This window comes from Pseudomonas sp. CM27 (assembly GCF_013179515.1).
Classification (GTDB): domain Bacteria; phylum Pseudomonadota; class Gammaproteobacteria; order Pseudomonadales; family Pseudomonadaceae; genus Aquipseudomonas.
This window is the reverse complement of sequence record NZ_JABMCN010000058.1, coordinates 1-23830: the sequence shown is the minus strand read 5'-3', so window position 1 is coordinate 23830 and position 23830 is coordinate 1. Positions and strand designations below refer to the sequence as shown.

The 23830-nt window shown below is 64.7% G+C and carries 25 protein-coding genes; 7 read left to right on the top strand and 18 right to left on the bottom strand.

The window, feature by feature from the left end; genetic code table 11:
- Both HP547_RS09860 and pcaQ read left to right on the top strand, forming a co-directional pair.
- A partial coding sequence (locus tag HP547_RS09860; protein WP_172286191.1) for a helix-turn-helix transcriptional regulator occupies positions 1 to 201 on the top strand: 201 nt, incomplete at its 5' end.
- A gap of 10 nt (positions 202 to 211) precedes the next feature.
- Positions 212 to 1144: a pca operon transcription factor PcaQ gene (pcaQ, locus tag HP547_RS09855; protein ID WP_172286190.1), complete on the top strand. Its 933-nt coding sequence runs from the start codon at positions 212 to 214 to the stop codon at positions 1142 to 1144.
- On the opposite strand, the gene HP547_RS09850 is transcribed toward pcaQ, so the two are convergent.
- The 11 genes from HP547_RS09850 to HP547_RS09800 form a co-directional block, all read right to left on the bottom strand.
- The gene (locus HP547_RS09850; RefSeq protein WP_172286189.1) at positions 1135 to 2481 is read right to left on the bottom strand and encodes a TolC family outer membrane protein; all 1347 of its coding nucleotides are present in this window, start codon (positions 2479 to 2481) and stop codon (positions 1135 to 1137) included. The two genes, pcaQ and HP547_RS09850, sit on opposite strands and share 10 nt — an antisense overlap.
- On the bottom strand, positions 2451 to 4022 hold the full coding sequence (locus HP547_RS09845) for a DHA2 family efflux MFS transporter permease subunit (protein ID WP_172229457.1): 1572 nt from the start codon (positions 4020 to 4022) through the stop codon (positions 2451 to 2453). Before HP547_RS09845 ends, HP547_RS09850 begins: the two co-directional genes overlap by 31 nt.
- Positions 4019 to 5083: an HlyD family secretion protein gene (locus HP547_RS09840; protein WP_172229455.1), complete on the bottom strand. Its 1065-nt coding sequence runs from the start codon at positions 5081 to 5083 to the stop codon at positions 4019 to 4021. The genes HP547_RS09845 and HP547_RS09840 overlap by 4 nt, the downstream gene beginning before the upstream one ends.
- Before the next feature lie 73 nt (positions 5084 to 5156).
- Positions 5157 to 5957 (bottom strand): DUF3050 domain-containing protein, encoded by an 801-nt coding sequence (locus tag HP547_RS09835; RefSeq protein ID WP_172229453.1) that lies wholly within the window; start codon positions 5955 to 5957, stop codon positions 5157 to 5159.
- 41 nt (positions 5958 to 5998) lie between these two features.
- Positions 5999 to 6970: a fatty acid desaturase gene (locus HP547_RS09830; RefSeq protein ID WP_172229451.1), complete on the bottom strand. Its 972-nt coding sequence runs from the start codon at positions 6968 to 6970 to the stop codon at positions 5999 to 6001.
- Positions 6971 to 6980: 10 nt separating this feature from the next.
- Positions 6981 to 7808 carry an SDR family NAD(P)-dependent oxidoreductase gene (locus HP547_RS09825; RefSeq protein WP_172229449.1) on the bottom strand — a complete coding sequence of 276 codons (828 nt, stop codon included), beginning with the start codon at positions 7806 to 7808 and terminating at the stop codon, positions 6981 to 6983.
- A complete protein-coding gene (locus HP547_RS09820) occupies positions 7805 to 8950 on the bottom strand; it encodes an acyl-CoA dehydrogenase (protein WP_172286188.1) in 1146 nt (381 codons plus the stop codon). The genes HP547_RS09825 and HP547_RS09820 overlap by 4 nt, the downstream gene beginning before the upstream one ends.
- A 4-nt stretch (positions 8951 to 8954) precedes the next feature.
- Positions 8955 to 9398, bottom strand: a complete 444-nt coding sequence (locus HP547_RS09815; RefSeq protein WP_172233569.1) for a type II toxin-antitoxin system RatA family toxin — start codon at positions 9396 to 9398, stop codon at positions 8955 to 8957.
- Positions 9399 to 9407: 9 nt separating this feature from the next.
- A complete protein-coding gene (locus HP547_RS09810) occupies positions 9408 to 10664 on the bottom strand; it encodes an aspartate aminotransferase family protein (RefSeq protein WP_172286187.1) in 1257 nt (418 codons plus the stop codon).
- A gap of 3 nt (positions 10665 to 10667) precedes the next feature.
- The gene (locus HP547_RS09805; protein WP_172286186.1) at positions 10668 to 11741 is read right to left on the bottom strand and encodes an SDR family oxidoreductase; all 1074 of its coding nucleotides are present in this window, start codon (positions 11739 to 11741) and stop codon (positions 10668 to 10670) included.
- 204 nt (positions 11742 to 11945) lie between these two features.
- Complete coding sequence (locus HP547_RS09800; protein ID WP_172231593.1) at positions 11946 to 12683, bottom strand: AraC family transcriptional regulator; 738 nt, start codon at positions 12681 to 12683, stop codon at positions 11946 to 11948.
- Positions 12684 to 12953: 270 nt separating this feature from the next.
- Between HP547_RS09800 and HP547_RS09795 the strand changes: the two genes are divergently transcribed.
- The 4 genes from HP547_RS09795 to HP547_RS09780 all read left to right on the top strand — a co-directional run bounded on the left by HP547_RS09795 (position 12954) and on the right by HP547_RS09780 (position 15251).
- Positions 12954 to 13706 (top strand): FKBP-type peptidyl-prolyl cis-trans isomerase, encoded by a 753-nt coding sequence (locus tag HP547_RS09795; protein ID WP_172231590.1) that lies wholly within the window; start codon positions 12954 to 12956, stop codon positions 13704 to 13706.
- Between the two features lie 291 nt (positions 13707 to 13997).
- A complete protein-coding gene (locus HP547_RS09790; RefSeq protein WP_172228342.1) occupies positions 13998 to 14438 on the top strand; it encodes a YkvA family protein in 441 nt (146 codons plus the stop codon).
- A 109-nt stretch (positions 14439 to 14547) separates the two neighbouring features.
- Positions 14548 to 14886 (top strand): helix-turn-helix transcriptional regulator, encoded by a 339-nt coding sequence (locus HP547_RS09785; protein WP_172231958.1) that lies wholly within the window; start codon positions 14548 to 14550, stop codon positions 14884 to 14886.
- Entirely contained in the window at positions 14883 to 15251 is a 369-nt protein-coding gene (locus tag HP547_RS09780; RefSeq protein ID WP_172231955.1) for a hypothetical protein, read from the top strand. The genes HP547_RS09785 and HP547_RS09780 overlap by 4 nt, the downstream gene beginning before the upstream one ends.
- A 48-nt stretch (positions 15252 to 15299) precedes the next feature.
- Here the strand turns inward: HP547_RS09780 and HP547_RS09775 are convergent, their stop codons facing one another.
- On the bottom strand, positions 15300 to 16283 hold the full coding sequence (locus tag HP547_RS09775; protein WP_172286185.1) for an EAL domain-containing protein: 984 nt from the start codon (positions 16281 to 16283) through the stop codon (positions 15300 to 15302).
- A gap of 119 nt (positions 16284 to 16402) precedes the next feature.
- Complete coding sequence (locus tag HP547_RS09770) at positions 16403 to 18484, bottom strand: carboxy terminal-processing peptidase (protein WP_172286184.1); 2082 nt, start codon at positions 18482 to 18484, stop codon at positions 16403 to 16405.
- Between the two features lie 144 nt (positions 18485 to 18628).
- Here HP547_RS09770 and HP547_RS09765 point away from each other — a divergent pair, with 144 nt between their 5' ends.
- Positions 18629 to 19591: a zinc-binding dehydrogenase gene (locus HP547_RS09765; RefSeq protein WP_172286183.1), complete on the top strand. Its 963-nt coding sequence runs from the start codon at positions 18629 to 18631 to the stop codon at positions 19589 to 19591.
- Positions 19592 to 19715: 124 nt separating this feature from the next.
- Here the strand turns inward: HP547_RS09765 and HP547_RS09760 are convergent, their stop codons facing one another.
- From HP547_RS09760 to HP547_RS09740, 5 genes are read right to left on the bottom strand one after another with little or no spacing between them, the layout of a single operon-like run.
- Positions 19716 to 20369, bottom strand: coding sequence for an HAD family phosphatase (locus HP547_RS09760; protein ID WP_172224891.1), 654 nt, complete (start codon positions 20367 to 20369; stop codon positions 19716 to 19718).
- Between the two features lie 14 nt (positions 20370 to 20383).
- On the bottom strand, positions 20384 to 21373 hold the full coding sequence (locus tag HP547_RS09755; RefSeq protein ID WP_172286182.1) for an ABC transporter ATP-binding protein: 990 nt from the start codon (positions 21371 to 21373) through the stop codon (positions 20384 to 20386).
- A 1-nt stretch (position 21374) separates the two neighbouring features.
- Positions 21375 to 22172, bottom strand: coding sequence for an ABC transporter permease (locus tag HP547_RS09750; RefSeq protein ID WP_372242427.1), 798 nt, complete (start codon positions 22170 to 22172; stop codon positions 21375 to 21377).
- On the bottom strand, positions 22159 to 23007 hold the full coding sequence (locus HP547_RS09745; RefSeq protein ID WP_172286181.1) for an ABC transporter permease subunit: 849 nt from the start codon (positions 23005 to 23007) through the stop codon (positions 22159 to 22161). Before HP547_RS09745 ends, HP547_RS09750 begins: the two co-directional genes overlap by 14 nt.
- A complete protein-coding gene (locus HP547_RS09740) occupies positions 23004 to 23810 on the bottom strand; it encodes an alkaline phosphatase family protein (RefSeq protein WP_172286180.1) in 807 nt (268 codons plus the stop codon). The genes HP547_RS09745 and HP547_RS09740 overlap by 4 nt, the downstream gene beginning before the upstream one ends.
- Positions 23811 to 23830 lie beyond the last annotated feature (20 nt).

The following is a 23830-nucleotide window of genomic DNA, read 5'->3' as shown; positions in this document are numbered from 1 at the left end:
CTGGTGCTGGAGCGGCGCATGCACGCCGCACGCAACTACCTGCTCAACGGCAGCCGCCCGGTGGGCGAGGTGGCACGGCTGTGTGGCTTTGCCGACGAAGCCTACTTTTCCCGACGTTTCCGCCAGATCCACGGCCTGCCACCCGGGCAGTTCCGCCGCCAGCAGCGCGACCCGGATACGCCGCAGGTGGCGATGCGGTAAGCTTGCCAGCATGAACCTCGACACCCGCATCAAGTACCGCCACCTGCTGTGCTTCCTGGAGATTGCCCGGCAGGGCAGCCTGGCCAGGGCGGCCGACAGCCTGGCAATCAGCCAGCCGGCCATCTCGAAAACCCTCAAGGAGCTCGAAGCGCTGCTGGAAACGCGACTGTTTTCACGCAGCCGCCAAGGTGTGGAACTGACCCCCGCCGGTACGCGTTTCATGCGTTATGCCGGCCCCAGCGTGCAAGCCCTGCGCGACGGTGTCAGCAGCCTGCGGGGTGAAGCGCGGGCGCCGTCGCAGGTGCGCATTGGCGTGCTCTCCACCGTCGAAGGCCTGCTGATGCCCGAGGTGCTGTGCCGCCTGCACCAGCGCCATGAAGCGCTGGTGATCAGCGTGGTCACCGGGGTCAGCGCACAACTGCTCGGCCAGCTGCGCCTGGGCGAGCTGGAACTGGTGGTCGGGCGCATGACCGACAGCCCGCAAATCCAGGGCCTGTCGTTCGAGCACTTGTACAGCGAATCGATGAGCCTGGTGGTGCGGCCCGGCCACCCGCTCTTGGCCAGCTCGCCGGTAGAGCGCACCCAGGTAGGCCGCTACCCGCTGGTGCTGCCGCCTGCGGGCACCACCATCCGCCAGCACGCCGACAGCCTGTTCGTGCAGTGCGCCATCCAGATGCCGGCGCAGCGCCTGGAAACCCTGTCACTGGCCCTGAGCCGGCGCTACCTGCTGGGCAGCGATGCGCTGTGGGTGGCACCGCGCGATGCGGTGCTGCTCGACCTGCGCCGTGGCGACCTGATCGAGCTCGACCTGGGTGTGCGCGAGCCCGGCGGCTCGGTGGGCATCTGCCGCAATGCCGCCTTGCCGCAGAGCCTGCCGGGGCAGTGGATGTGCGAGGTGCTGCGCGAGGTGGCGGGGCAGTACCGTGAAGGTGCCTACCCTTGAACCCGCGCCGTGAGCAGGGCGCTGAGGGCCTTGAGGTTGTCGTCGCCGAGGCTGCCGCTGGCCGCCATCAGCCGTAGCTGTGCCTGCAGGATTGCGTAGCGCTGACGCGCCAGTTGCAGCTGGGTGCGGGTGACCTGCTGTTCGGCATCCAGCACATCGCTGCTGATCCGCGCACCGGCCTCGAAGGCATGGGTAGTAATGCGCAGGTCACTCTGGCTGGAACGCAAGGCCTGTTTCAGCGCCTGGTACTGGCTGATGCCGCCGGTCAGGTTCATGTAGGCCTGGCGGGCCATGAAGTCGGCCTCGCGGCGGGCATCTTCCAGTTCGTCCTCGGCGGCGCCCTGCAGGGCACGCGCCTCGCGGGTGCGGCTTTGGGTGCCGCCACCGGCATACAGCGGCACGCTGAGTTGCACGCCGACCACGGTCTGGGTGTATTTCTCCTCGGGTACGGTGACGTCGTAGAGGCTGCCACCCACCGAGGCAAAGCGGCCATGTGCGGCCACCAGGTCGAGGGTTGGCAAGTGGCCGGCCTGTTGCTTGTGCACTTCCTGTTCGGCGATAAGCTGGCGTACTTCGGCGGCCTGCACCTTCAGGTTGTGCTGGCGCGCCTGTTCGGTCCAGGCATCCAGGCGGGCCGGTTGCGGGCCACTGAACGCCACCTGCTCATCCAGCCTGGCCAGCTCGCCCGGCGTGCTGCCGGTCAGCCGGGCCAACGCCTGTTGATTCAGGCGCAGGGCATTGCCTGCAGCTATCTGTTCGGCCTGCGCCAGGTCGTAGCGGGCCTGGATGCGCTGCACCTCGTTCTCGGTGCCCGAGCCCTCGCGACGAAAACGCTGCGCCTTGTCCAGTTGCTGGCCGAGGGTGTGTACCTGTTGGCGGCTGGTCGCCAACTGGTCTTCGGCCAGCAGCAGTTCGAAGTAGCTGTCGGCCACGCGCAGCATCAGGTCCTGGCGGGCGGCGAGCAGGTCGATCTCGCCGGCTGTGGCCAGGGCCTTGCCCTGTTCATGGCCAATCACGTTCTGCCAGCGCAGCAGCGGCTGGATCAATACCAGCGCGTAGGCATTGGAGTTGTCCCGGTTGCGTCGGGCGGCCCCACTGTGTTCGCGGTCGACCCAGGCTGCGCCGCTTTCCAGTGAAAGGTGCGGCAGCAGGCTGGCCAGCCCTTGCGGGGCCTTTTGCGCAGCCGCCAGCTGGCGTTGCTGGGCGGCGGCATAGGCCATGTCATGCCCCAGCGCCTGCTGGTAGGTCTGGTACAGGTCGCGGGCCTGAACGGGGCTGGCGCAGATCAGCGACAGCACCAGCACGGCTAGGCGGAGGGGTGTGCATTGTCCGAACACGTCACGGACTCCTTTGCAAGTGAGGGCTTGGGTTGGCGGGGGTTGCGCATCAGCAGCACCATGGGCACGCCGATCAGCATCACCACGCCAAGCAGGCCGAAGAGCATGCTGAAACCGAGCATCTGCGCCTGCTCCCGGGCCTGGACGAAGGCCAGCAGGGCGTTGGCCTGGTCGGCGCCGAGCAGGTCGGTGGACAGCCGCCGCGGGTCAAGGCTGGCCAGGTCCCAGCCACTGGCGAGCAGGCGGTTTTCGTCGACATGCTCGGCGAGCTGGCGGTAACGCGCCCAGGAGAAGCGCGTGAGCAGGGTGGCGGCGATGGCGATACCGACGCTGCCACCCAGCTGGCGCATCAGGTTGAGCACGCCGGAGCCCACCGAGATCAGCTGTGCCGGCAGTTGGCGCATGGCCAGGTTGGTCAGTGGCACGAAGATCATGCCCAGGCCGAAACCACGGATGATCAGCGGCCAGTACAACGTGTCGGGGTTGCTTTGCAGGGTGAACTGGGTGTGCAGATACATGGCATAGCCGTAGACCAGGATGCCCACGCAAATGAAGTAACGCTCATCAATGCGGTTTTCCTGCGACAGCTTGCCGATCACCAGGGTGCTGACAGCGCTGGCCAAGGCCCCGGGGAAGATCACCAGGCCGCTCTGATAGGCGCTTTGTTCGAGCAGCGTCTGCAACAGCAGCGGTACCATGAACAGCGTGCTGTACAGGCCGAAGCCGACGCAGAAGGCACAGACCGAACCCAGCAGGAATTCGCGGTTGTTGAACAGCGCCAGGTTGACGATGGGGTTGGCGACCCGTCGTTCCCAGTAGCAGAAGCCCAGTAGGCCAAGCAGTGCCAGGGCCAGGCACAACAGGCTCAGGTCCGACTCCAGCCAGTCCCAGTGCTCGCCCCGTTCCAGCAGGATCTGCAAGCTGCCGACACCCACCGCGAGCAGTACGAAACCCAGGTAGTCGATGCTTTGCGGGCGCCGTTCGTTGGGCGAGTCGTTCACGCACAGCCAGGCCAGCAGCAGCGCCAGCGCGCCGATGGGCAGGTTGATGAGGAAAATCCAGTGCCAGGAGAACTCGTCGATCAGGTAGCCGCCCACCGAAGGGCCGAGGGTGGGCCCCATCATTACCCCGACCCCGTACAAGGCCAGGCCCGAGCTGACCTTTTCCTTGGGGAACACGTCATAGATGATCGCCTGCGAGATGCCCAGCAGGCCGCCGCCGGCCAAACCCTGCACCACCCGCCACAACACCATCTGCCACAGCTCCTGGGACATGGCGCAACCGAGCGACGCCAGCACGAACAGCGCCGACGACACCAGGTAATAGCGGCGCCGGCCAAACCACGCCGACAGCCAGCCGCTGGCTGGCAGGATCACCACGTTGGCGACGATATAGCCGGTCGAGACCCAGGAGATCTCGTCCACCGAAGCCCCCAGGCTACCCATCAGGCTGGGAATGGCGACGTTGACGATGGTCACGTCGAGCAATTCCATCATCGAGATCAAGGTGACGGTCACCGCCACCAGCCAGGGCGACTTCATAGGGGCTGCCCGCTGTCGCGGGTATCAACCTCGACGAACACACTCATGCCCTGGCCCAGCGCCTGCTGCATGGACGTGGGCAGCTCGCGGAACTCGATTCGCGCCTGCATGCGCTGCACCACCTTGGTGAAGTTGCCGGTGGCGTTTTCCTGCGGCAGTAGCGAGAAGCGCGCCCCGGTGGCCGGCACCAGGCTGTGCACCACACCTTCGAAGTGCTGCCCCGGAAAGGCGTCGACGCTGATGCGCGCCGGTTGGCCGACGCGGACACGGCCGATCTGGGTTTCCTTGAAGTTGGCCACCACCCACATGTGCTCGGTGCTGACCAGGCTCAGCAGCTTTTGCCCGGCGACCACGAACTGCCCTGGCTGCACATCCTTGTGCACGATCACCCCGCCGCGCGGCGAAGCCTGCCGGGTGTCCTGCAGCTCGATGCGGGCCAGCGCCAGTGCCGATTCGGCGGCCTTGATCCGGTACTCCTCCACTTTCAGTGCCGCCTCGTTGGCCAGGGTGCCTTCGCGGGCGGCGGTGGAGTTGTCGCGGGCTGCCTGCAACTGGTGGTTCAGGGCGTTGAAGCGCGCCCGTGCGGCTTCCAGGTCCTGGGTGCTGACCACCCCTTGCCCGGCCAGGCGTTGCGTGCGCTGGTAGTCGCTGCGGGCCTGCTCGACATTGGCCACCAGTTGCCCGATGGTGGCTTGCGCCGCCTGGCTGCGTGCCGCCGCACTGCGGACCTGGCTGTCCATCAGGCCGGGCATGCCGCCTTGCCCGGTGGTCACCAGCGCGCCCAGGTAGTTGGCCCGGGCCTGTTCGACCCGTTGCTGGTATTCGTCCTCACGCACCTGGAACAGCAGGTCGCCTTGCTTCACCCGCGTGTTCTCGTGCACCGGCACCTGCACCACCACGCCGCTGAGCCTGGCCCGGATGGGAATGATCACGCCTTCCACTTCGGCGTTGTCGGTGCTGACGTACTGCCGTGCGTATTGCCAGCGTTGCACGCCCAATGCTGCCAGGCCTGCGATGACCAGCGCCGATACCGCCAGCTTGGCGTATTTGCCTTTCACCATGTCACACGCTCTCGTCCTTGTCGTTGTAGGCCATTACCCCTTGCTCGCGGTGGGCGCAGGCAAGGGGCAGTACTCAGCTGGCGGCGGCCACGCAGTTGCCCTGCGCGATAGCGGTGGCGCGTTGGTGCAGCAGCTCGAGCACGCCGTCCCACAGCACGGTGCGGGCCACCAGCGCGTCGCCAGCGCTTTTGGCCAGGGCCATTTGCTGCGCGGGCTCGCTGACGATCTCGGCGATGATGCGCTTGGCCGCCGGGCCGTGATCGTCTCCGTCCATCTCGATATGGCGTTTGAGGTAGTAGGTGAGCATCGGCACGCTGGCTTCATCGATGGCCCAGCGCTGCAGCAGGCCGCCGAACATGTCGGGGATGATGTCTTCGCGGCCGAAGAAGAAGTACGCCAACACCTGCTCGGTCGAGCCATGCAGGGCAACATCGAGGGTCTTGCTGACGAACACCTTGGCCGGCAGCGGAATATCGACGGTGGTCAACGCCTGGGCCAGCGGCACGCCGGCCTGCAGCAGGGCCTGGAACTGGCGGAACGGCCCGGTGTCGGCGCCGATCTCGTCCATGGCGGCCAGGTACAGGTCCAGGTGGCTGATGAAGCCACCGGCAGGGTGCTCGTCGGTCTCCTCGCCGGTGACGATCTCGTTGATCAGCCGCGCGGCAATGATGTGCCGTGGCGGCAACCACGGTAGCGTCACGCAGGTCAGGTCGCGCTGGATGCGCTTGAGCAGGGTCATGAAGTCCCACACCGCAAAGACGTGGTTCTCCATCAGCAGGCGTACGTCGTCCAGCGAGCTGATACGGGCGAACAGCGGGTGTGCCAGCAGGGTGCGGCGTTCGTTTTCAATCAATGCATCTACGTCAAAAGACATACTCGGCTCCATGAGTGTGAGGGGTGTGCAGCGGGCGCGGGTCATTGCCCGCTGCGGCCAGGCGGTGGCATTGCTTGCCAGGCGCCGGCATAGGGGAAACGTGCCTTGCAGTAGCGCAGGGCGCCGAAGAAACGCGGTTCGAGCAGCGCCTGGCGGCCGTCGTACCAACCGCTGGCGAGCAGTTGGCGATGCAGGCGTGGCAGGCGCCAGCACGGCACCCGCGGGTACAGGTGGTGCTCCAGGTGATAGTTCGAGCCCAGGTGCAGCAGGGTGCTGAGCCACGCTGTGCGCGAGCGGGCCACCGGCAGTGCAACGCTGGCCTCGAAGGCATGCTCCTGGTAGGCGTTGAGGGCGGACACCAGCAGCGCCAGCAGCAGGCACCCGGCCACGGCGGGCAGCAGCACCGGCCACTGCGCTGCCAGCGCCAGCCACAGTGCCGGCCACAACAGTTGGCAGGCGAGGTTGGCCCTGGCCAGCAGGCGCACCTGGGTGTCCGGCAAAGGCAGCGTGCCGCTGACCTTGGCACCAGGCAGGGCCAGGCGCACGGTCTGCACCAGGTACCACCCGGTGGCATGCAGGCGCGACACCAGCAGCCGGGTGACGGCCAGACGATAACGCCGCAGCAGGCGCCAGTCCGGGTCCTTGGGGCCGCCGTTGTGGCGATGGTGCTGCCAATGGTCGACGAAGTAGCCGGTGACGCAGAAGCCGGTCAGCATCGAGCTCAGCAGCACCGCCAGCAGGCAGCTGAACAGGCGGTTGTCGCTGAGGTTGAAGTGGAAACCCTCGTGGCCCAGGATGCCCATCAGGAACAGACCGTAGCCCGCCGGCAGCAGCAGCGGCAAAGCCAGCGGCCATGCCTGCGGAGCCTGGTCGACAATCGCCACCAGTAGCGCCAGCGGTACGGCGAACAGCAGCAACGCATAGCCGACCACCAGGGTGGTTTCCAGGGCGGACGGCGTCAGCAGGCTGCGCGCCGGGCGTAGCGTGGGCTTGTCCAGTGCCAGTTGCGTCATCGGCCCGGCCTCAGTCGATCAGTTCGGGCTTGAGCGACAGCTGACCGGCCTTGCTCAGGCTGCGCAGGCGCAGGCTGATGAAGGCGTCGACCAGGCTCGGCATCCAACGGGCGGTGTACATGGCCACGCTGCCGAGGAAGGTCAGGCCGCGGTTGCGCAGGCCCGCCTGGGTGCAGGCGCGGACCAGGCCATTGCTGGCGTCATCAAGCTTTTCCTCCAGCGACAGCAGCACCCGTTCGCCACGTTTGAAGCTGACCAGGCGCTTGACCGACAGGCCGACCCGCTCGGCCGGGTCGTGGATGGCCGTGTCGATGAAACCGGGGAACACCGTGACCACGTCGAGCTGGCCTGGGTACTGCATGCGCAGTACGTCCGAATAAGCGCTCATGGCCCGCTTGCTGGTGGCGTAGGCGGCCACATAGGGCGCGTTCACCAGGGCAAACAGCGACGATACGTTGACCACCTTGCCGTGCTTGCGCAGCAGCGCCGGCAGCAAGCGCGAGGTCAGCTGCCAAGGGGCCAGCAGGTTCACTTCGAGGGCGCGGCGCACGTCATCGTTCACCCCCGTCTCGCCACGCTCCAGGGTCAGCACCCCGGCATTGTTGACCAGGATATCGATGTCGCCGAAGCGCTCCAGAATCGAGGTGGCCGCTTCGTCCAGGCGTTCGCGGTCGCACAGGTCGAGCAGGTAGTAGGCGTCGAAATTCAGCGCGGTGTGCGGTTCGAGCTGGTCGATGCCGATCACGGTAGCGCCCTGGCGCTTGAGCTTGCGTGCGGTTTCCAGGCCCAGGCCGCGTGCTGCGCCGGTGATGACGACGATCTTGTTGAGCAGTTTCACAGGGTGACTCCATTGGCAATGCTGAAGGTGGCGCCTTGCAGGTAGCGGTCAAGGTTGGCGGTCATGCTGAAACGCCCGGGTGGGTGGAACTGCAGGCCGCGGGTGCTGGCCAGCCAGTCGCAGCCCAGGTTCGAGCGGATGAAGGCCAGGCCGCCGAGCATCTGGTGGGCCAGGTCGGAGGCGCTGGCCAGTTGTTGCTCGATGCCGTAGCGGGTCAGCAGCAGGCGCGCCAGCAGGTCATCGGCGTCGCCTTGCAGCTGCTCCACTTCCTGCGCCAGGCCTTCCAGGGCGCTCAGGCACAGTTGCAGTTGGCAGGCCAGCTGCACACGCTGCTGGTCGCTCCAGCGGCGCTCGTCGACCGCGCGCTCCACCAGGCCCATGCAGGCGCCCAGGTAGCTGGCGCTGATCAGCAGCTCGAACCAGACGAAGCCGATGGTCTGCACATCGCCCAGCTGCGACTTGAGGCCGGCGGAAAAAATCATCTTGTCGCTGACGTACACATCCTCCAGTCGCAGCTCCAGGCTCTGCGCCCCGGCCAAGGCGCTGTTGCCCCAGAACGGGTGGTGGCTGATGCCCGGTGCGGTCGCCGGGATCATCGCGATCATCAGTTCTTCGCCATGCTCGCCGGCGCGGCTGAAGCTGGCCGTGAGCAGGTCCATCGAGGTGCTCAGGCTGCACGGTTGCTTGCTGCCACTCAGGCGCACGCCGTCTGCCAGTTGCACGGCTTCCATGCCGGCATCGAGAATGCCGCCACCGGGCACGCCTTCAGCAAAGCCCGAAGCCAGCAGCAGGCGCTGCCGGGCGATGGCCGACAACAGCAGGCCTTCGGCGCCTGCGCCCTGGGCCACCACGGCGACCAGGCTCGCCACGGAAAACTGATGCATGGTGCTGGCCACGGCCAGCGAGGGCGACAGGGCACCGAGGGCCAGCTGCACGTGCAGCGCTTCGCGGGCGCTGGCACCCAGGCCCCCGCTGGCCTTGGGCACCAGCAGGGCAACCGGGCCGGTATGCTTGAACCAGTCCACCACCGGGCTGCCTGCAGCCTCGCGCTGTTCGAACGGCAATTCGCTCAGCAGGTTGGCAAAGCCTGGGGCAAAGCGTTGCAGGGCGTGCCTGGCGTTTTGCAGGAGTGACAAGGGCATGGCATCAATCCTTGATCTGGCTGTTCGGGAACAGGCCATGGATGATGGCGCTGATGTTGTCGCGGATCGCTTGCCGGGCAACCGGGTCGAGCATGTCGGCAAGCATCGGCAAGCCCAGGTCGAAGCAGGAGCGGAAGGCGATGCTGGCGCCTTCGGCGGTTTCGCTGACTTGCCACGAGCCGGAAAAGTGGTCGATGTCGCCCGCGGTCTGGCGAAAATGGATATGCAGGTTGGCGGGGTCGAAGACATCGCGCTCCTGCCATTTGAGGATGCCGCTGTGGAAGTTCACCTCCCAGTTGCTCAGCACCTCGTGCTCGTGGATCGACTCGATCTCGATGTTGCGCACCGATTCGCACAACTGCGGGTACACGCTGAAGTTGCTGATGGCGGCGTAGACCTGTTCGGCGCTCTGGCTGGGAACATGGGCGTTCAGGCTGACTTCTTTCATTACGGTGTCCTATTCGAAGGTGCGGGCAATGGCCCGGGCAAAGCCGCCCAGCAGCCACTCAACGTCGCTGTCGCTGTACAGGGCTGGCGGGGTCAGGCGAATTACCCGGTGATCGTTGAGCGAATGGTTGACCACGATGCGTTGGTCGATCAGGTGCATGACCATGTTTGCCGCCAGCCCCGCATCGGCGAACTCCAGGCCCAGCAACAGGCCGGCGCAGCGCAGCTGCACCTGGCTGCCGCAGGGGTGCTGGCGCAGTAGCGTCTGCAGGCCCAGTTGCAGGCGTTGCCCCAGGGCCTCGGCACGCGCCACCAGTTGCTCGCGTTGCATCACTTCGAGGGTGGCCATGACCGCGGCCATGGCCAGTGGGTTGGCGCCGAAGGTGGAGGTGTGCATCAGCGGGTTGCGGTTCAGCGGCGCCTGCATGTCGGCGGTGCAGACCATGGCGCTGACCGGCACGCAACCGCCGGAAAGGCTTTTGCCGACCAGCAGAATGTCGGGTACCACGCCCTCATGCTCGCAAGCCCACCAGCGCCCGGTCCGGCCCATGCCTGACTGGATTTCATCGGCAATCAGTACTGCACCGTATTGGTCGCACAGCGCGCGCACCTGCTGCAGGTAGCCGGCCGGGGGTACGATCACCCCGGCTTCGGCCTGTACCGGTTCGAGGATCACGCAGGCTCGCTCAGGCTGTGCCTGCAGTTGCAGGCGCAGCGCCTCGGCATCACCGAATGGTATGAAGTGGCTGTCACCCAGGCGCTCGCTGAACGGTGAGCGATACAGCGCCCGGCCGGTCACAGCCAGCGCGCCTAGCGTCTTGCCGTGGTAGCCACCGTGGGTCGAGATCACCCGCTGGCAGCCGTTGAGCCAGGCCAGCTTCAACGCCGCCTCGGTGGCTTCGGTGCCGGAGTTGCAGAAGAACACGTATTGCAGCGGGGGTGGGCATACCGCTGCCAGGGCCGCAGCAGCCTGGGCCTGGAACGGGTTGAGCATGAGCTTGCTGGCCATCGGGTGGCTGTGCAGCTGCCGGCTCACCCGCTCGACCACCTGCGGGTGTGAATGCCCGAGCAGGAACACGCCGTAGCCGCCGGCATCCAGGTAGCGGTTGCCGTCCATGTCGAACAGGTAGACACCTTCGCCACTCACCTCGATGGGCAGGTTCATCATCGACGCCAGGCGCGCATAGCCGGCGTTGACGTGGTCGCGGTACTGCGCGCGCACACGTTCGGCATCAAGCCCTTGGGGCAGGGGGATGAAACTGTTCATCGGTCAGGCCTCCAGGGCCGGTTCGGCGCGGCGCTCGGCCGCTGCCGGAATCTTCAGCATGCGTTGCATGGCCGAGAGCTTGGGCGACAGCCGCGCCAGGGTCAGGGCCAGTTCCTGGCGTGGCGAGCGGCAGGCCAGGTGGCGGGCAGGCAGCAGTTGCTCCAGCGAGCTGGGCAGCGGCTGCAGCAGGCTGGCGTAGCGGCACAGCTGGGTCGCCCGGCCGAGGGCGGCGCGGATGTTCTCTTCAAGGGCCGGCAGGAACACCGGACGCACCAGGCGTTCGTAGATATCCGGGTTCATGCAGCGCGGGCGCTGGAAGGGCTTGCCCTGGTCTTGCATTTGCGCGCACATCAGGTCGAGCAGGGTGCGAATGTCCAGCGCCTGCGGGCCGTTGGTAAGGAAGTAGTCGTCACCGATCAGGCGCTGGTCCAGGGCGCTGGCAATGCCGGCTGCCGCGACATCACGGGCGATCACATCCACGCGTCCGTCTTCCGGGCAGGGGATGATCGGCAGGTAGCCTGACATCATCAGCCCCATGGTCAGGTGAAAGCCCTGCAGGGTCGGCATGTGGCCGCTGTGGCTGTCGCCGATGATGATCGACGGGCGGAAGATCGAAACCGGTACGCCGGCCTCACGCACCAGGCTTTCGGCCTGGCGCTTGACCACTTCGTATGGCGTCGAGGGCATTACCCCGGGGTGGTAGTCACAGGGGTGGGTGAAGGCGGTGCTGACGTGGTACAGCGGCACGTCGGCGTCGCGGACAAACTCCAGCACCTGCTCGGTGCCTTGGTAGTTGACCGAGAACACGGCTTCGGCGTGGCCGTCCAGGCGGGTGATGGCTGCGCAGTGGATGACCCAGTCGACGCGCTTGGTCAGCGCCAGGTAGTCCGCGCTGGACAGGCCCAGGCGCGGTTGGCAGATATCACCGCGCAGGGTCTCGACCCCGGGGTGGCTGATGCTGCTACGGCGGGTCAGGCACACCAGGTGATAACGCTCGGCCAACTGGTCGATCAACGTATCGCCCAGCACGCCGGCACCGCCGGTGAGAAAAACAGTCAGCCGCGAGGGTCCTGACATGGGCTAGCACTCCTTGCTTACTAGGTGGGTGAAGTGGCATGTGCCATGGCGCCCGTCTGCCTGGCAGCCGCAAGGGGGCCAAGGATCGGAACGATTAAAAAAGCCGACCTGTGCGCCTGTATCTCACGGGCGGCGGCCGGCAAGCGGCCCTGCGCCTGGAGGTGGAGACCCCGGGTGGCGCGGGCTGGAGGGGATGATGGCGATTTAGAACTGCTGATTCTTGAATGAATCGCTTGTATTGCGCAGCACGGCTGCAACGCGGCTCGGCGACATGCCGACCATGCGCCGCATCATGCGGGTGAGGTGAGCCTGGTCAGCAAAGCCGCCGGCCATGGCGGCATCGCTGAGGCTGGCGTCGTGGGCGAGGGCGTGGCAGGCACGTTCGAGTTTGCGCCAGATGATCCACTGCGACAGTGGCACGCCCATCTGGCGGGTGGCGAAGAAGCGCAGGCGCGGGCTGGACAGGCCCACCGCGCTGGCCGCGCGCGACACCGCGCCGATACCGGCCCAGTCTTCGCGCAGCAGGTGCAGGGCGTTGGACAGGCGTGGGTCGAAGCTTTCCGGGGGGACCAGCTTGAGTTCCAGAGCGGCGACCACATCATGGAAGTTGGCGGCCTGACGCACGCAATCGACGATGTCGGCGCTCACCGCAGCCTTGCCGCTCTCGTCGAGCAAGGCTTTCAGCGCACGCCCCAGTGGTGCGTCGGGATAGAAATAGAGGAAGGCGACCCGGCCAGGGTTGGGCAGCGAACGGTGGTTGACCGAGGGGCCGATCAATACCCCTGGGGCAGTGACCACCTCTTCGCCGAACTCCACCGTGATGTCCAGACTCAAGCCGATGCACAGCTGGATGGCAACGTGGGCATGGGCAGCGGTCTGGTCAGTCTGGCCGGTGTAGCCCAGCCAGTAATCACCGAAGGTTACTGCGCCATCCCATCTCATTGTGCATCCCTGAAGCCCGTTCTAGATAGCCTGGCCGCGCCCGGGCCAGTATCCTGAAAGCGGCAGATGATAGCGTTATGGTATATCTTGGTCGATACAAAGCGTAACGAACTATCTTTTGCGTTAATTAGGGCTGTGGGGCAGGGCTGGCAGGGGTGGAACTAATCAGGCTTTTCCTGCTCTTATGCCGGTAGCCATGGGTTGGGGACGCCTGATAAGCTCGCGGCTTCTACCCTGATTGCCCTTATGGCGCATGAACAAGGAAATCACATGAAACAGCATCGTTTGGCGGCTGCGGTTGCCCTGGTTGGCCTGGTACTGGCTGGCTGTGATCAACAGGCCAGCAGCCCCGAGCTGAAGACTCCGGCACAGAAAGCCTCCTACGGAATCGGCCTGAACATGGGCAAGAGCCTGGCTCAGGAAGGCATGGAAGACCTTGATTCGAAAGCAGTCGCGCTCGGCATCGAAGACGCCGTCAGCAAGAAAGAGCAACGCATCAAGGATGAAGAGCTGGTAGAGGCCTTCACCTCGCTGCAGAAACGCGCTGAGGAGCGCCTGGCCAAGGCCAGCGAAGAAGCTGCCTCCGCCGGCAAGAAGTTCCTTGAGGAAAACGCCAAGAAGCCTGGCGTGGTCACCACCGCCTCGGGCCTGCAGTACGAAGTGGTCAAGAAGGCCGACGGCCCGCAGCCCAAGCCGACCGACGTGGTCACCGTCCACTACGAAGGCAAGCTCACCGATGGCAAGGTGTTCGACAGCTCCGTCGAGCGCGGCAGCCCGATCGACCTGCCGGTCAGTGGCGTGATCCCGGGTTGGGTCGAAGGCCTGCAACTGATGCACGTCGGCGAGAAGTACAAGCTGTTCATCCCGGCTGAACTGGCCTACGGCGCGCAAAGCCCAAGCCCGCTGATCCCGGCCAACTCGGTGCTGGTCTTCGACCTGGAACTGATCGCCATCAAGGATCCGGCCCAGCTGCAAGGCGCCGAGCCGGAGGCGCAAGCCCCTGCCGAAGAGCCTGCCAAGTAACACTGGCTGGTTTCAGCAAACGCCCCGTTCTCACGGGGCGTTTGTGTTTTTGCCTGGCGGGTTGGTCGAACCCCCGACTGTTGATACTGTCCGAGAAAGTGCAGCTTGAAGATGCAGGATGCTTGTAACGCCAACCGTTTGCGGCGTACACACCACGGTGTGAAACGGTTGTGTAAAAAACGCCCGATCTGACCGGGACCCTTGCCTGACAGGCACCTGAGGTCAGAAAATTCGCCCTGTTCACAAGGTTATCCACAATAAATGTGGATAACCTTTCCTCTTGGAGGCTCCATGAGCGGTCCCTGGAATTTCGCCCGTTTCCTGCCGTTGGCAGAGCGCCTGCTTAGCCGCGGCCGGTTGCCGGCCTTGCTGTTTGCCGTGGCGCGTAAAGGCCCACGCCTGGGCCAGCTACGCGAAGATGTGAAGCTGCTGCAGTCGCTGTGCCTGGCCTGGTGGCGTGGCGAATACCGCGCCATCAGCCCCAAGGCGCTGGTCACCATCGTCGCCGGACTGCTGTATTTCGTCAGCCCTATCGATGCCATCCCCGACTGGATACTGGGCGTGGGCTTCCTCGACGACATCGCCGTGCTGGGCTGGGTGTTGAAGACCGTGGCCGACGAACTGGCGCGCTTCAAGGCCTGGCGCGACAGCCAGGCACCCGAGCGGCTGCGGGTGGTCGAGCGCTTGCCGGCTACCCCGGAAGCGCTGCGGCTGGAGCGTAATACGCCGTGAAACCGGCCATAACTACCGCAACTGCACAGACCCCGGAGTTGGTAATATAATTGGCATAAGGGTTATGCCTACGGATTACATGCGGTAATCCATTTTTAAGGGGTTTGTAATGGGTATTCAGGTCATCAGCCGGGACGGTCAGCCCGAGTACGCCGTGGTTCCCTGGGAGCAGTATCAGGCCCTGCTGAAGGCCGCCGGGCAGGCACCCACCGAGGCGGTTGTCGGTGAAGCGGCCAGCAGCGCTGCCGAAGCGCCGTTGCCGGGGTTCAGTGAAGTAGGGCAGATTCGTCAGGCCAGGGGCATTGCCCCTGAGCAACTGGCGCGCAATGTCGGGGTCAGCCCGGCGTACCTGGCCATGATCGAGTCGGGTGAGCGTCAGCCCGATGCCGCCATCCGCCGCGCCCTGGCGTGGCACCTGGGTGTGGCGGGCTGGAGCGAGCCATCATGAGCCAGGTCAGGATCAGCCGTCAGCACTGGGATAACCTGCTGGGCGAGCTTGACCTGGCCCGTCGTCAACGTCACCTGCTGACGTACCGAGCGCTGATCGAGCGCTTGCAACTGCCCAGCCCGGCCATGCAGACGCTGACCGCGGCGTTGGAATACCTGGCGCTGCTCGATGCCCGCGCCGAGCAGCCACTGCGCAGCTCGCTGGTGATCAGCCAGGGTGCCAGCCGTTTGCCGCGTACCGGCTTTTTTGAGTGCGTGGAGCGGCTTGGGCGTTTTTCCGGGCCGGTGGATGGCATGGAAGCGGCGTCGTGGCATGCCTCCGAGGTGGTGCGGGTGTTCGAGTACTGCTATCCCGAAACAGCCTGATTCTTTACCTGTACCGGCCCTATCGCCGGCAAGCCAGCTCCCACAGGTTCACCACAGGCCTTGAGCCTTTGCGCTGTACCTGTGTGGGAGCTGGCTTGCCGGTGATAGGGCCATGACAGGGAACGCATCCCTGTGAATCAACCCACAAGGCCTGCCATCGGCATCGACCACCTGCAATGCATCCAGGTGCTGATGCCGACCAAACAATTCCAGCAGCTGCCCGATCGTGGCATTGAGCCGCACCGTCGGCTGTTCGGCCAACGGCACGCTGATCGATACCGGCAACGGCCTGGCCTCACGCACGCCCAGCTCCTGCGGTCGCCCCAGCAGGTAACCCTGCACCAGGTCCACGCCCATCTCCACCAGCACCGCCAGCTCCTCTGCCAGCTCGATACCTTCGGCAATAACCTGCGCCTTGGACGCTCGGGCAATCTGTAATATCGAACCCACGAACTCGCGCTTGAGCGGATCACGGTGGATGCCGTCGATGAAATGGCGGTCGATCTTCACGTATTCAGGGCGCAGCTCCGACCACAGGCGCAGGCTCGAATATCCTGCGCCCAGATCGTCGATGGCAATCGAAAAGCCCATGTCGCGGTAGTGGTGCAGGGCATTGGACAGCAGCTGGAAGTCGTCGGTGGGGGTGTGCTCGGTCAGCTCGATCACCACCCGGCTTGGCGGCAGCCCGACCTGTTCGAGCAGTTTCAGGGTAAGGCCGGAGGGGTAGTGCGGTTCCAGCAGCGATTCTGGCGAGACGTTGAGAAACAGCTTGCCCTGCAACTGTTGCTCGCTGAAGCGGCGGCAGGCACTTTCCCGGCAAGCGGCCTCCAGCTCGGTCAGGCGGCCGGCCTGGCGGGCCACCGTAAACAGGTTGAGCGGTGCGTGCAGCGGGCTGTTCGACGGCCCACGGCTCAGCGCCTCATGGCCGAATACCCGTTGCTCGCTCAGGCACATGATCGGTTGAAACAGGCTGTGAATGCGGCTTTGAGCCAGAATGGCGCTCAAGGCACTGAGCTGTTCGGCAACGGTCATGGCGTATTCCTGAAAATGAAAGGGCCGGGCATCTGCATGCCCGGCCCTTATATTTCACGACAGCGCGATGACTGTATGATGACAGGTCACATTAATCTGCCATCACTGTCACTGGTGCCTTACTTCTTGGCCACCTTGGTGCTGGCGCTGAGGTAGTCGATCAGGATGCGGCCGGTTTCGGACAGGTAGGCATCGTCTTCCGGCTTGGTGTTGTCATCCTCGGCCGGCAGCGCGTCCTCGTCCTCTTTCTTCAGCTCTTTGAGCGGCTCTTCACCCTTCGCCTTGCGGCGGATGTTTTCCAGCGCCAGCTGCTTGGCCTCGATATCGTCGTGGCGTGCACGGCGGTCCTGCTCGTTGAGGCTGACGGTTTTTTCGTTCATCAGCTTCTGGGTCAGGGCCAGGCGGTCGCGGATGTAAGTGAACTCGGCATCCTTGTCGCTGCGCGCTTCATGCTGCGCCTTGAGCTGGGCCAGGAACGGCTTGAATGGGTCGGCCGCCGGCTTGACCACCGGGCGGATGGTGTCCCACGGCATGGCCTCGGGCAGGGCGCTCTCGCCAATTTCCTTGGTGTCGATGATCGACGGGTAGTCGATGTCGGGCAGCACGCCCTGGTGCTGGGTACTCTGCCCGGACACCCGGTAGAACTTGGCCAGGGTCAGCTTCAGCTCGCCATGGTTGAGCGGCTGGATGGTCTGCACGGTGCCTTTGCCGAAGGTCTGGCCGCCGATGATCAGGGCGCGGTGGTAGTCCTGCATGGCACCGGCGAAGATCTCCGAGGCCGAGGCCGACAGGCGGTTGACCAGCAGTGCCAGCGGGCCTTTGTAGAAGGCACCGGGGTTTTCGTCTTCCAGCACGTCGACGCGGCCATCGCTATTGCGCACCAGCACGGTCGGGCCTTTTTCGATGAACAGGCTGGTCAGCTCGGTGGCTTCCTGCAGCGAGCCGCCGCCGTTGTTGCGCAGGTCGATGACCACGCCGTCGACTTTCTCTTTCTGCAGTTCGGTGAGCAGCTTCTTCACGTCACGGGTGGTGCTCTTGTACTCCGGGTCGCCGGCGCGGTAGGCCTTGAAGTCCAGGTAGAAGGCCGGGATCTCGATGATGCCCAGCTTGTAGTCACGCCCGTCCTGCTTGAGCTTGAGAACCGACTTCTTCGCCGCCTGCTCTTCAAGCTTCACCGCTTCGCGGGTGATGGCCACGATCTTGCTGGTCTGGTCGCTTGGCGCATTGCTGGCCGGGATCACCTCCAGGCGCACCACCGAGCCTTTCGGGCCACGGATCAGCTTGACCACTTCGTCCAGGCGCCAGCCGACCACGTCGACCATTTCCTTGTTGCCCTGGGCCACGCCGATGATCTTGTCGGCCGGCGCCACCTGTTTGGTCTTGGCGGCCGGGCCTGCCGGTACCAGGCGCACGATCTTGACCTGGTCGTTGTCGCTCTGCAGCACAGCGCCGATACCTTCGAGCGACAGGCTCATGTTGATATCGAAGTTTTCCGCGTTGTCCGGCGACAGGTAGTTGGTGTGCGGGTCGTAGGACTGGGCGAAGGTGTTGATGTAGGCCTGGAAGATATCCTCGGCACGGGTCTGGTCCAGGCGCGCCAGCTGGTTCTTGTAGCGCTTGGTCAGGGTTTCCTGGATCTGCTTGGGTTCCTTGCCGGCGATTTTCTGGCGCAGCACTTCGTCCTTGACGCGCTTGCGCCACAGGTCGTCGAGTTCAGCCTGGTTCTTCAGCCACGGCGCATCCTTGCGGTCGATCAGCAAGGTCTCCTTGGTAGAGAAGTCCATCTTGTCCGCACCTTTGTTCAGCTCGGCCAGGGCAAAGTCCAGGCGTTGCTTGACGCGATCCAGGTAGCGCTTGTAGATGGTGAAGCCCGGGTCGAGGTTGCCGCTTTTGAGGAAATCGTCGAACTGCGTTTTCCATTTGTCGAATTCGGCAATATCGGCCGCGGTGAAGTAACTGCGCGCCGGGTCCAGCAGCTTGATGTAGCTGTCATAGATGATGACCGAACGGGCGTCATCCAGCGGCGGCTTGCTGTAGTGATGGCGCTTGAGCAATTCCACCACGTTGAGGCTGGCGACGATCTCGTCGCGGTCCGGCTGCAGGGTGTCCCACTTGTTGGCGGCCGCCGCATTGCCGCCGAGCGTGAGGCTACCCAGGCCGATCATCAGGGCCAGGGCGGTGCTTGGAAGGAAATGCTTCATGCTGATTCGACGTGGGGGCATTTGATCACGCATAGTAGGCCGTCTATTCCGTTCGCCGGCTCCATCAGAGCCGGGCGCATACTGCAAAAAGCCTGGGACATAGCGGTCCCAGGCTCGGTCATATGATTCAACTATGGAGGCACTGTGAAGGCATTGCAAGGCGTTGACGGACATGTGGAGTGGGTCGAGGCCGAACGCCCGGCCTGTGACGCCGGCCAAGTGCGCATTCGCGTGGCCGCCGCGGGGCTGAACCGCGCCGATCTGCTGCAGATGAAAGGTTTGTACCCGCCACCGCCGGGGGCCAGCCCTTACATGGGGCTGGAGTGCGCCGGGGTGGTCGAGGAAGTGGGCGCCGGTGCCGACTGGCGGGTCGGCGACCGGGTGTGTGCGCTGCTGGCCAGCGGCGCCATGGCCGAGCAAGTGGTGGTGGATGCCCGCCACGTGCTGCCGGTGCCCGAGGGCCTGAGCCTGAATGAGGCCGCGGCGTTGCCGGAGGTCTATGCCACTGCCTGGCTGAACATCTTCCAGCTGGGTGCGCTGAAAGCCGGTGAGAAGGTGCTGGTGCATGCCGGTGCCAGTGGCGTTGGTTCGGCTGCCATCCAGCTGTGCAAGGCGTTCGGCAGCCCGGTGTGGGTCAGCGTCGGTTCGCCGGACCGGCTGGCCTACTGCGAGGCGCTGGGCGCCGCAGGTGGCGTGGTGCGTAACGAAAACCTGGAAGCGCTGGAAGGCTTTGGCCCGTTCGACGTGATTCTCGACCCGGTCGGCGCCAGCTACGGTGAACTCAACCTGAAGGTTCTGGCCCGTGACGGCCGTTGGGTGATCATTGGCCTGATGGGCGGGCGCAAGTTCGAGCTGGACCTTGCCCAGGTGCTGGGCAAGCGCCTGGAGATTACCGGTTCCACCCTGCGCAACCGCGATGACAGCTTCAAGGCCGAGTTGCTGCGCGAGCTGCAGCAGCAGGTGTGGCCGCTGTTTGCCGAAAAGCGCTTGTCGCCGCAGCTGGTCGATACCTACCCGGTCGAGTTTGCCCAGGCGGCGTATGCCGAGCTTGAGACCAACCAGGTGTCGGGCAAGCTGGTGATGGTCATCGACCCGAGCCTGGTGTAAGCAGGTCAGGCCTCTTCGCGGGTAAACCCGCTCCCACAGGGATCACCACAGGTTCCAGGGTTGTGGTATCCCCTGTGGGAGCGGGTTCACCCGCGAAAGGGCCGGTACAGGCAATGCAAGAAGCTCAGGACCAACTCAGGATCGGCCATTTGTTGGTCTCGGCATGCTCACGCAACACCCCATCCGGATTCACCGCATACGGGTGATCCACCTTCAGCAGCAACGGCAGGTCATTCCTCGAATCGGAATAGAAACTCGCCCCCTCCAGGTTCTCCTGCTCCTGATCCAGCCACTCCAGCAACCGGGTGATCTTGCCTTCGCGGTAGGTCAGCACCCCATGGGTCTTGCCGGTATACACCCCGTTCACAGCCTCCAGCTCGATCGCCAGGTATTCATCCACCCCCAGCCGCGCCGCAATCGGCCCCACCAGGTGCGTCCCCGAAGCGGAAATGATCAGAATCCGATCCCCACGCTTGCGGTGCTCGGCAATGCAGCGGCAGGCGTCGCCGTAGATGATCGGCTCGATCACGTCCTCGACCCACGGCTCTACCAGATGCTCGACCTCTTCCAGGGTACGCCCGGCAATCGGCTCCAGGCTGAACGCCATGTAGTCTTCCATCTGCAGGTGGCCTTTGCCGTAGGCCTCCATCAGTTCATGGTCGCGACGCACAAACTCCTTGCCGTCGACCCAGCCCAGCCGGGCCATCTGCTCGCTCCACAACGACGCGCAGTCGCCATGGATCAGGGTTTCGTCCAGATCGAATATTGCCAGTGCCATTGTGTTGAATCTCCTTAAGCCACTTCCCGCAGCGCCGTGGGGTCGATCGACAAGCTTACCCGCTTCCCGTCCGCGTGCAGGTCGGCCGGCGAACGGTTGAGTACGTCGACCACCAACTCCACCTCGCGCACGTTTACCCGGTAGCGAATCACATTGCCCAACAGGCTGTGGCTACGTACTTCTGCGTCCAGCTCACCATTCACGCCCAAGGTGATCGACTCTGGGCGGATGGCCAGGCGGCTGGTGACCGGGCGCTGCAGCAGGCGGCTGGCGCTTTCGGCGTCGAGCAGGTTGTAGTTGCCAATAAAGCCGGCGGCAAACAGGTCCACCGGCGCGGTGTAGAGGGTTTCGGCATCGCCGCTCTGGACGATGCGCCCCTGGTTCATCAGGAAGATGCGGTCGGACATCGTCAGCGCTTCTTCCTGATCGTGGGTAACGAAGATGGTGGTCAGCCCCAGTTCGCGCTGGATCGCGCGAATCTGCTCGCGCAGGTGCTTGCGAATGCGCGCATCCAGCGCCGACAGCGGCTCGTCCAGCAGCAGCAGGCGCGGGCGGGTGACCAGCGAACGCGCCAAGGCCACACGCTGGCATTGGCCGCCAGACAGCTGGTGCGGGTAGCGCCCGGCAAAGCTGCCCAGCTCCACCAGCGCCAGTACCTCGCGTACCCGGGCCAGGCTTTCATCGGCCTTGACCTTCTGCATGCGCAGGCCAAAGGCGACGTTCTGCTCCACGGTCATGTTGGGGAACAGTGCGTAACTCTGGAACACCATGCCGATGCCACGTTTTTGCGGGCTGACGGGCACGATGTCGTGGCCGTCGAGCAGGATCTGCCCGCTGTCCACCGGGGTCAGCCCGGCGATGCAGCGCAGCAGGGTGGACTTGCCGCAACCGGAAGGGCCCAGCAGGGTGACGAACTCGCCACGCTCTATATGGCAGTCGATGTTTTCGAACACCGGGCTGCCGCCGTAGCTTTTCTGCAGTTTTTGCACGCTGACGAAGCTCATGTCAGGTCTTGTCCTTGTTCAGGCGGTTGGCGACCCAGGTCAGTACCAGCACGAAAGCGAAGTAAGAGATCACCAGCGCGCTGTTGAAGTGGCCGCTGCTGTTGCGCATGTTGTTCAGGTACACCTGCAGGGTTTCGTAGCGCGTGCCGACCAGCAGGTTGGCGAACACGAACTCGCCGAACAAAAACGAGAACGACAGCAGCAGCGCTACCATCAGGCCCTTGCGCAGGTTCGGCAGCACCACCAGCAGTGCCGCCTGCCAGGTGCTGGCGCCGAGCAGCTGGGCGGCGTCCATCAGGTCGCGCAGGTTGATCGCCTGCAGGTTGTTGGTGATGGCCCGGTACATGAACGGCAGGGCGATGGTGAAGTAGCAGCCGATCAGGATCCACGGCGTGCCGACCATCGCCATCGGCCCGCTGCCGTACAGCTGCAGCAGCCCCACCGACGACACCACGGGTGGCACCGCGAAGGGCAGCAGGATAAGGATGTTCATCAGCGCATCGAGTCTGGGGAAGTGGTAATGCACCACGAACAGCAGCGGCAGGATCAGCACCACCGACAGCACCAGTGCGCCGACGCACACCAGCAGCGACTGGCCGAAGGCCGCCAGGAAGCGCGGTTCGCTCCACAGCGCCGCATACCATTTAAGGGTCAGGCCGCTGGGCAGCAGGCTGGCCGACCAGCTGGTGGCCAGCGAGTAGAGCAGGGTGCCAGCCAGGGGCAACAACAGGATCAGGAACAGCAGGTAGACCACGACGCGGTGGTACCAGCCGCCGGAGCGGGCGTCAGCGCGCATGATAGCTCCTTTTCAGCAGCCATTGATGCACCACCGTGACCAGCGTCATCAGCCCCACCAGCACCATCGCCAGTGCGCTGGCCAGGTTGGGGTCGAGGCTGATGTCACCGGCCACAAGGCCAGCGATGCGGATTGGCAGCACGTTGAAGTTGCCGGTGGTGAGTGCGTACACGGTGGCGTAGGCACCGAGGGCATTGGCCAGCAGGATGACGAAGGTGCCGAGCAGTGCCGGGGTCAGCACCGGCAGGCCGATGTGCCGCCAGTACTGCCAGTGGTTGGCGCCCAGCAATGCGGCCGACTCGCGCCAGTCCTCGCGCAAGGCGTCGAATGCGGGGTACAGCAGCAACACGCCAAGAGGGATCTGGAAGTAGGTGTACACCAGGATCAGCCCGCTCTTGGAATAAATGCTGAAGTCTTCCAGCAGGCCGACCTGCTTCAGCAGCAGCGTCAGCGCGCCATTGAACCCGAGCAGGATGATGAAGGCGAACGCCAGCGGCACCCCGGCGAAGTTGCTGGTCATGTTGGCGAAGGCGCTGACGAAGTCGCGCAGCTTCGAATCGACCTGGCGCAGCGAGTAGGCGCCGAGGGTGGCGATGACGATGCCGAACAGGCTCGACCAGAAGCTGATCTCCAGGCTGCGTTGCAAGGCCTGCAGGTAGAACTTCGAGGCAAACACCTTGCTGAAGTTTTCCACGCCCCAGCCCGCCTCGGACTGCACGCTGTTGATCGCCACCCAGGCCAGCGGGGCGATCTGGAAAATGACGAAGAACACGGCGAACGGCAGCAGGCACAGCAGGGCCAGGTAACGGCCACGGCTGCTGCGGTTGGGGGTATTCACTTGAGCAACTCCCGGCAGACCGTTTTGTCGTGTGCCGCACCCAGCACTTCGCAGATGGTCCCGCACAGCTCGGTCTGCAGCGGTTTTGCCGCAGGGTCGAGGCTGAAGGCATCGCCGAACACGAACAGCGGCACTTCGCGCTCCTCGGCCAGCAGGCCGTTGTGCGAGCGATCGTTGTTCATGCCGTGGTCGGCGGTGACCAGGACCTGGGAACCCTCTTCAAGCCAGCGCGGCAGGTAGTCGGCCAGCAGGATGTCGACGCTGCGCGCGGCGTTGCGGTACTGGCTGCTGTCCAGCCCGTGGCGGTGGCCGATGTCGTCGACGCTCATCGGGTGTACCAGCAGGAAGTTGGGTGCGTGGCGGCGACGCAGGTATTCGCCGTCGGCCAGCAGGTGCGAGTCGGGGTAGCGGTCGTCCCAGTAGAACAACCCGTGCTGGATCGGCAGCTTCGGAGCGTGGGTATGGCGGTCGCGCTGCGGGTCGAAGGGCGAGCGGTTGTACAGCTCGCTCATCCAGTGATAGGCCGCTGCAGCGGTGCCCAGGTTGGCCTCGCGGGCGTAGTGAAACACGCTGCGCTGGTTGGACAGGCGGTTGACGTTGTTGTGCACGATGCCGCTGTCGATGGGCGGCACGCCGGTGAGGATGCATTCGTACAGCGGTCGCGACAGCGACGGCAGCTCGCATTCCACACGGTACAGCGCGGCGCGGTCGGCCTCGACATAGGCGTGCAGGTGGCCCATGGCGTGGTGGGCGACCTGGTAGTTGAGGCCGTCTAGCAGGACCAGAATGACGTTGTGTTGCATGTTTGCTCCAGTCATGAACC

What these genes read in the sequence shown, in the direction of transcription:
- pcaQ (WP_172286190.1), top strand. Translation starts at nt 212, where the DNA reads ATGAACCTCGACACCCGCATCAAGTACCGCCACCTGCTGTGCTTCCTG.
- HP547_RS09845 (WP_172229457.1), bottom strand. Translation starts at nt 4,022, where the DNA reads ATGAAGTCGCCCTGGCTGGTGGCGGTGACCGTCACCTTGATCTCGATG.
- HP547_RS09840 (WP_172229455.1), bottom strand. Translation starts at nt 5,083, where the DNA reads ATGGTGAAAGGCAAATACGCCAAGCTGGCGGTATCGGCGCTGGTCATC.
- HP547_RS09835 (WP_172229453.1), bottom strand. Translation starts at nt 5,957, where the DNA reads ATGTCTTTTGACGTAGATGCATTGATTGAAAACGAACGCCGCACCCTG.
- HP547_RS09830 (WP_172229451.1), bottom strand. Translation starts at nt 6,970, where the DNA reads ATGACGCAACTGGCACTGGACAAGCCCACGCTACGCCCGGCGCGCAGC.
- HP547_RS09820 (WP_172286188.1), bottom strand. Translation starts at nt 8,950, where the DNA reads ATGCCCTTGTCACTCCTGCAAAACGCCAGGCACGCCCTGCAACGCTTT.
- HP547_RS09815 (WP_172233569.1), bottom strand. Translation starts at nt 9,398, where the DNA reads ATGAAAGAAGTCAGCCTGAACGCCCATGTTCCCAGCCAGAGCGCCGAA.
- HP547_RS09810 (WP_172286187.1), bottom strand. Translation starts at nt 10,664, where the DNA reads ATGAACAGTTTCATCCCCCTGCCCCAAGGGCTTGATGCCGAACGTGTG.
- HP547_RS09805 (WP_172286186.1), bottom strand. Translation starts at nt 11,741, where the DNA reads ATGTCAGGACCCTCGCGGCTGACTGTTTTTCTCACCGGCGGTGCCGGC.
- HP547_RS09800 (WP_172231593.1), bottom strand. Translation starts at nt 12,683, where the DNA reads ATGAGATGGGATGGCGCAGTAACCTTCGGTGATTACTGGCTGGGCTAC.
- HP547_RS09795 (WP_172231590.1), top strand. Translation starts at nt 12,954, where the DNA reads ATGAAACAGCATCGTTTGGCGGCTGCGGTTGCCCTGGTTGGCCTGGTA.
- HP547_RS09790 (WP_172228342.1), top strand. Translation starts at nt 13,998, where the DNA reads ATGAGCGGTCCCTGGAATTTCGCCCGTTTCCTGCCGTTGGCAGAGCGC.
- HP547_RS09785 (WP_172231958.1), top strand. Translation starts at nt 14,548, where the DNA reads ATGGGTATTCAGGTCATCAGCCGGGACGGTCAGCCCGAGTACGCCGTG.
- HP547_RS09780 (WP_172231955.1), top strand. Translation starts at nt 14,883, where the DNA reads ATGAGCCAGGTCAGGATCAGCCGTCAGCACTGGGATAACCTGCTGGGC.
- HP547_RS09775 (WP_172286185.1), bottom strand. Translation starts at nt 16,283, where the DNA reads ATGACCGTTGCCGAACAGCTCAGTGCCTTGAGCGCCATTCTGGCTCAA.
- HP547_RS09770 (WP_172286184.1), bottom strand. Translation starts at nt 18,484, where the DNA reads ATGAAGCATTTCCTTCCAAGCACCGCCCTGGCCCTGATGATCGGCCTG.
- HP547_RS09760 (WP_172224891.1), bottom strand. Translation starts at nt 20,369, where the DNA reads ATGGCACTGGCAATATTCGATCTGGACGAAACCCTGATCCATGGCGAC.
- HP547_RS09755 (WP_172286182.1), bottom strand. Translation starts at nt 21,373, where the DNA reads ATGAGCTTCGTCAGCGTGCAAAAACTGCAGAAAAGCTACGGCGGCAGC.
- HP547_RS09740 (WP_172286180.1), bottom strand. Translation starts at nt 23,810, where the DNA reads ATGCAACACAACGTCATTCTGGTCCTGCTAGACGGCCTCAACTACCAG.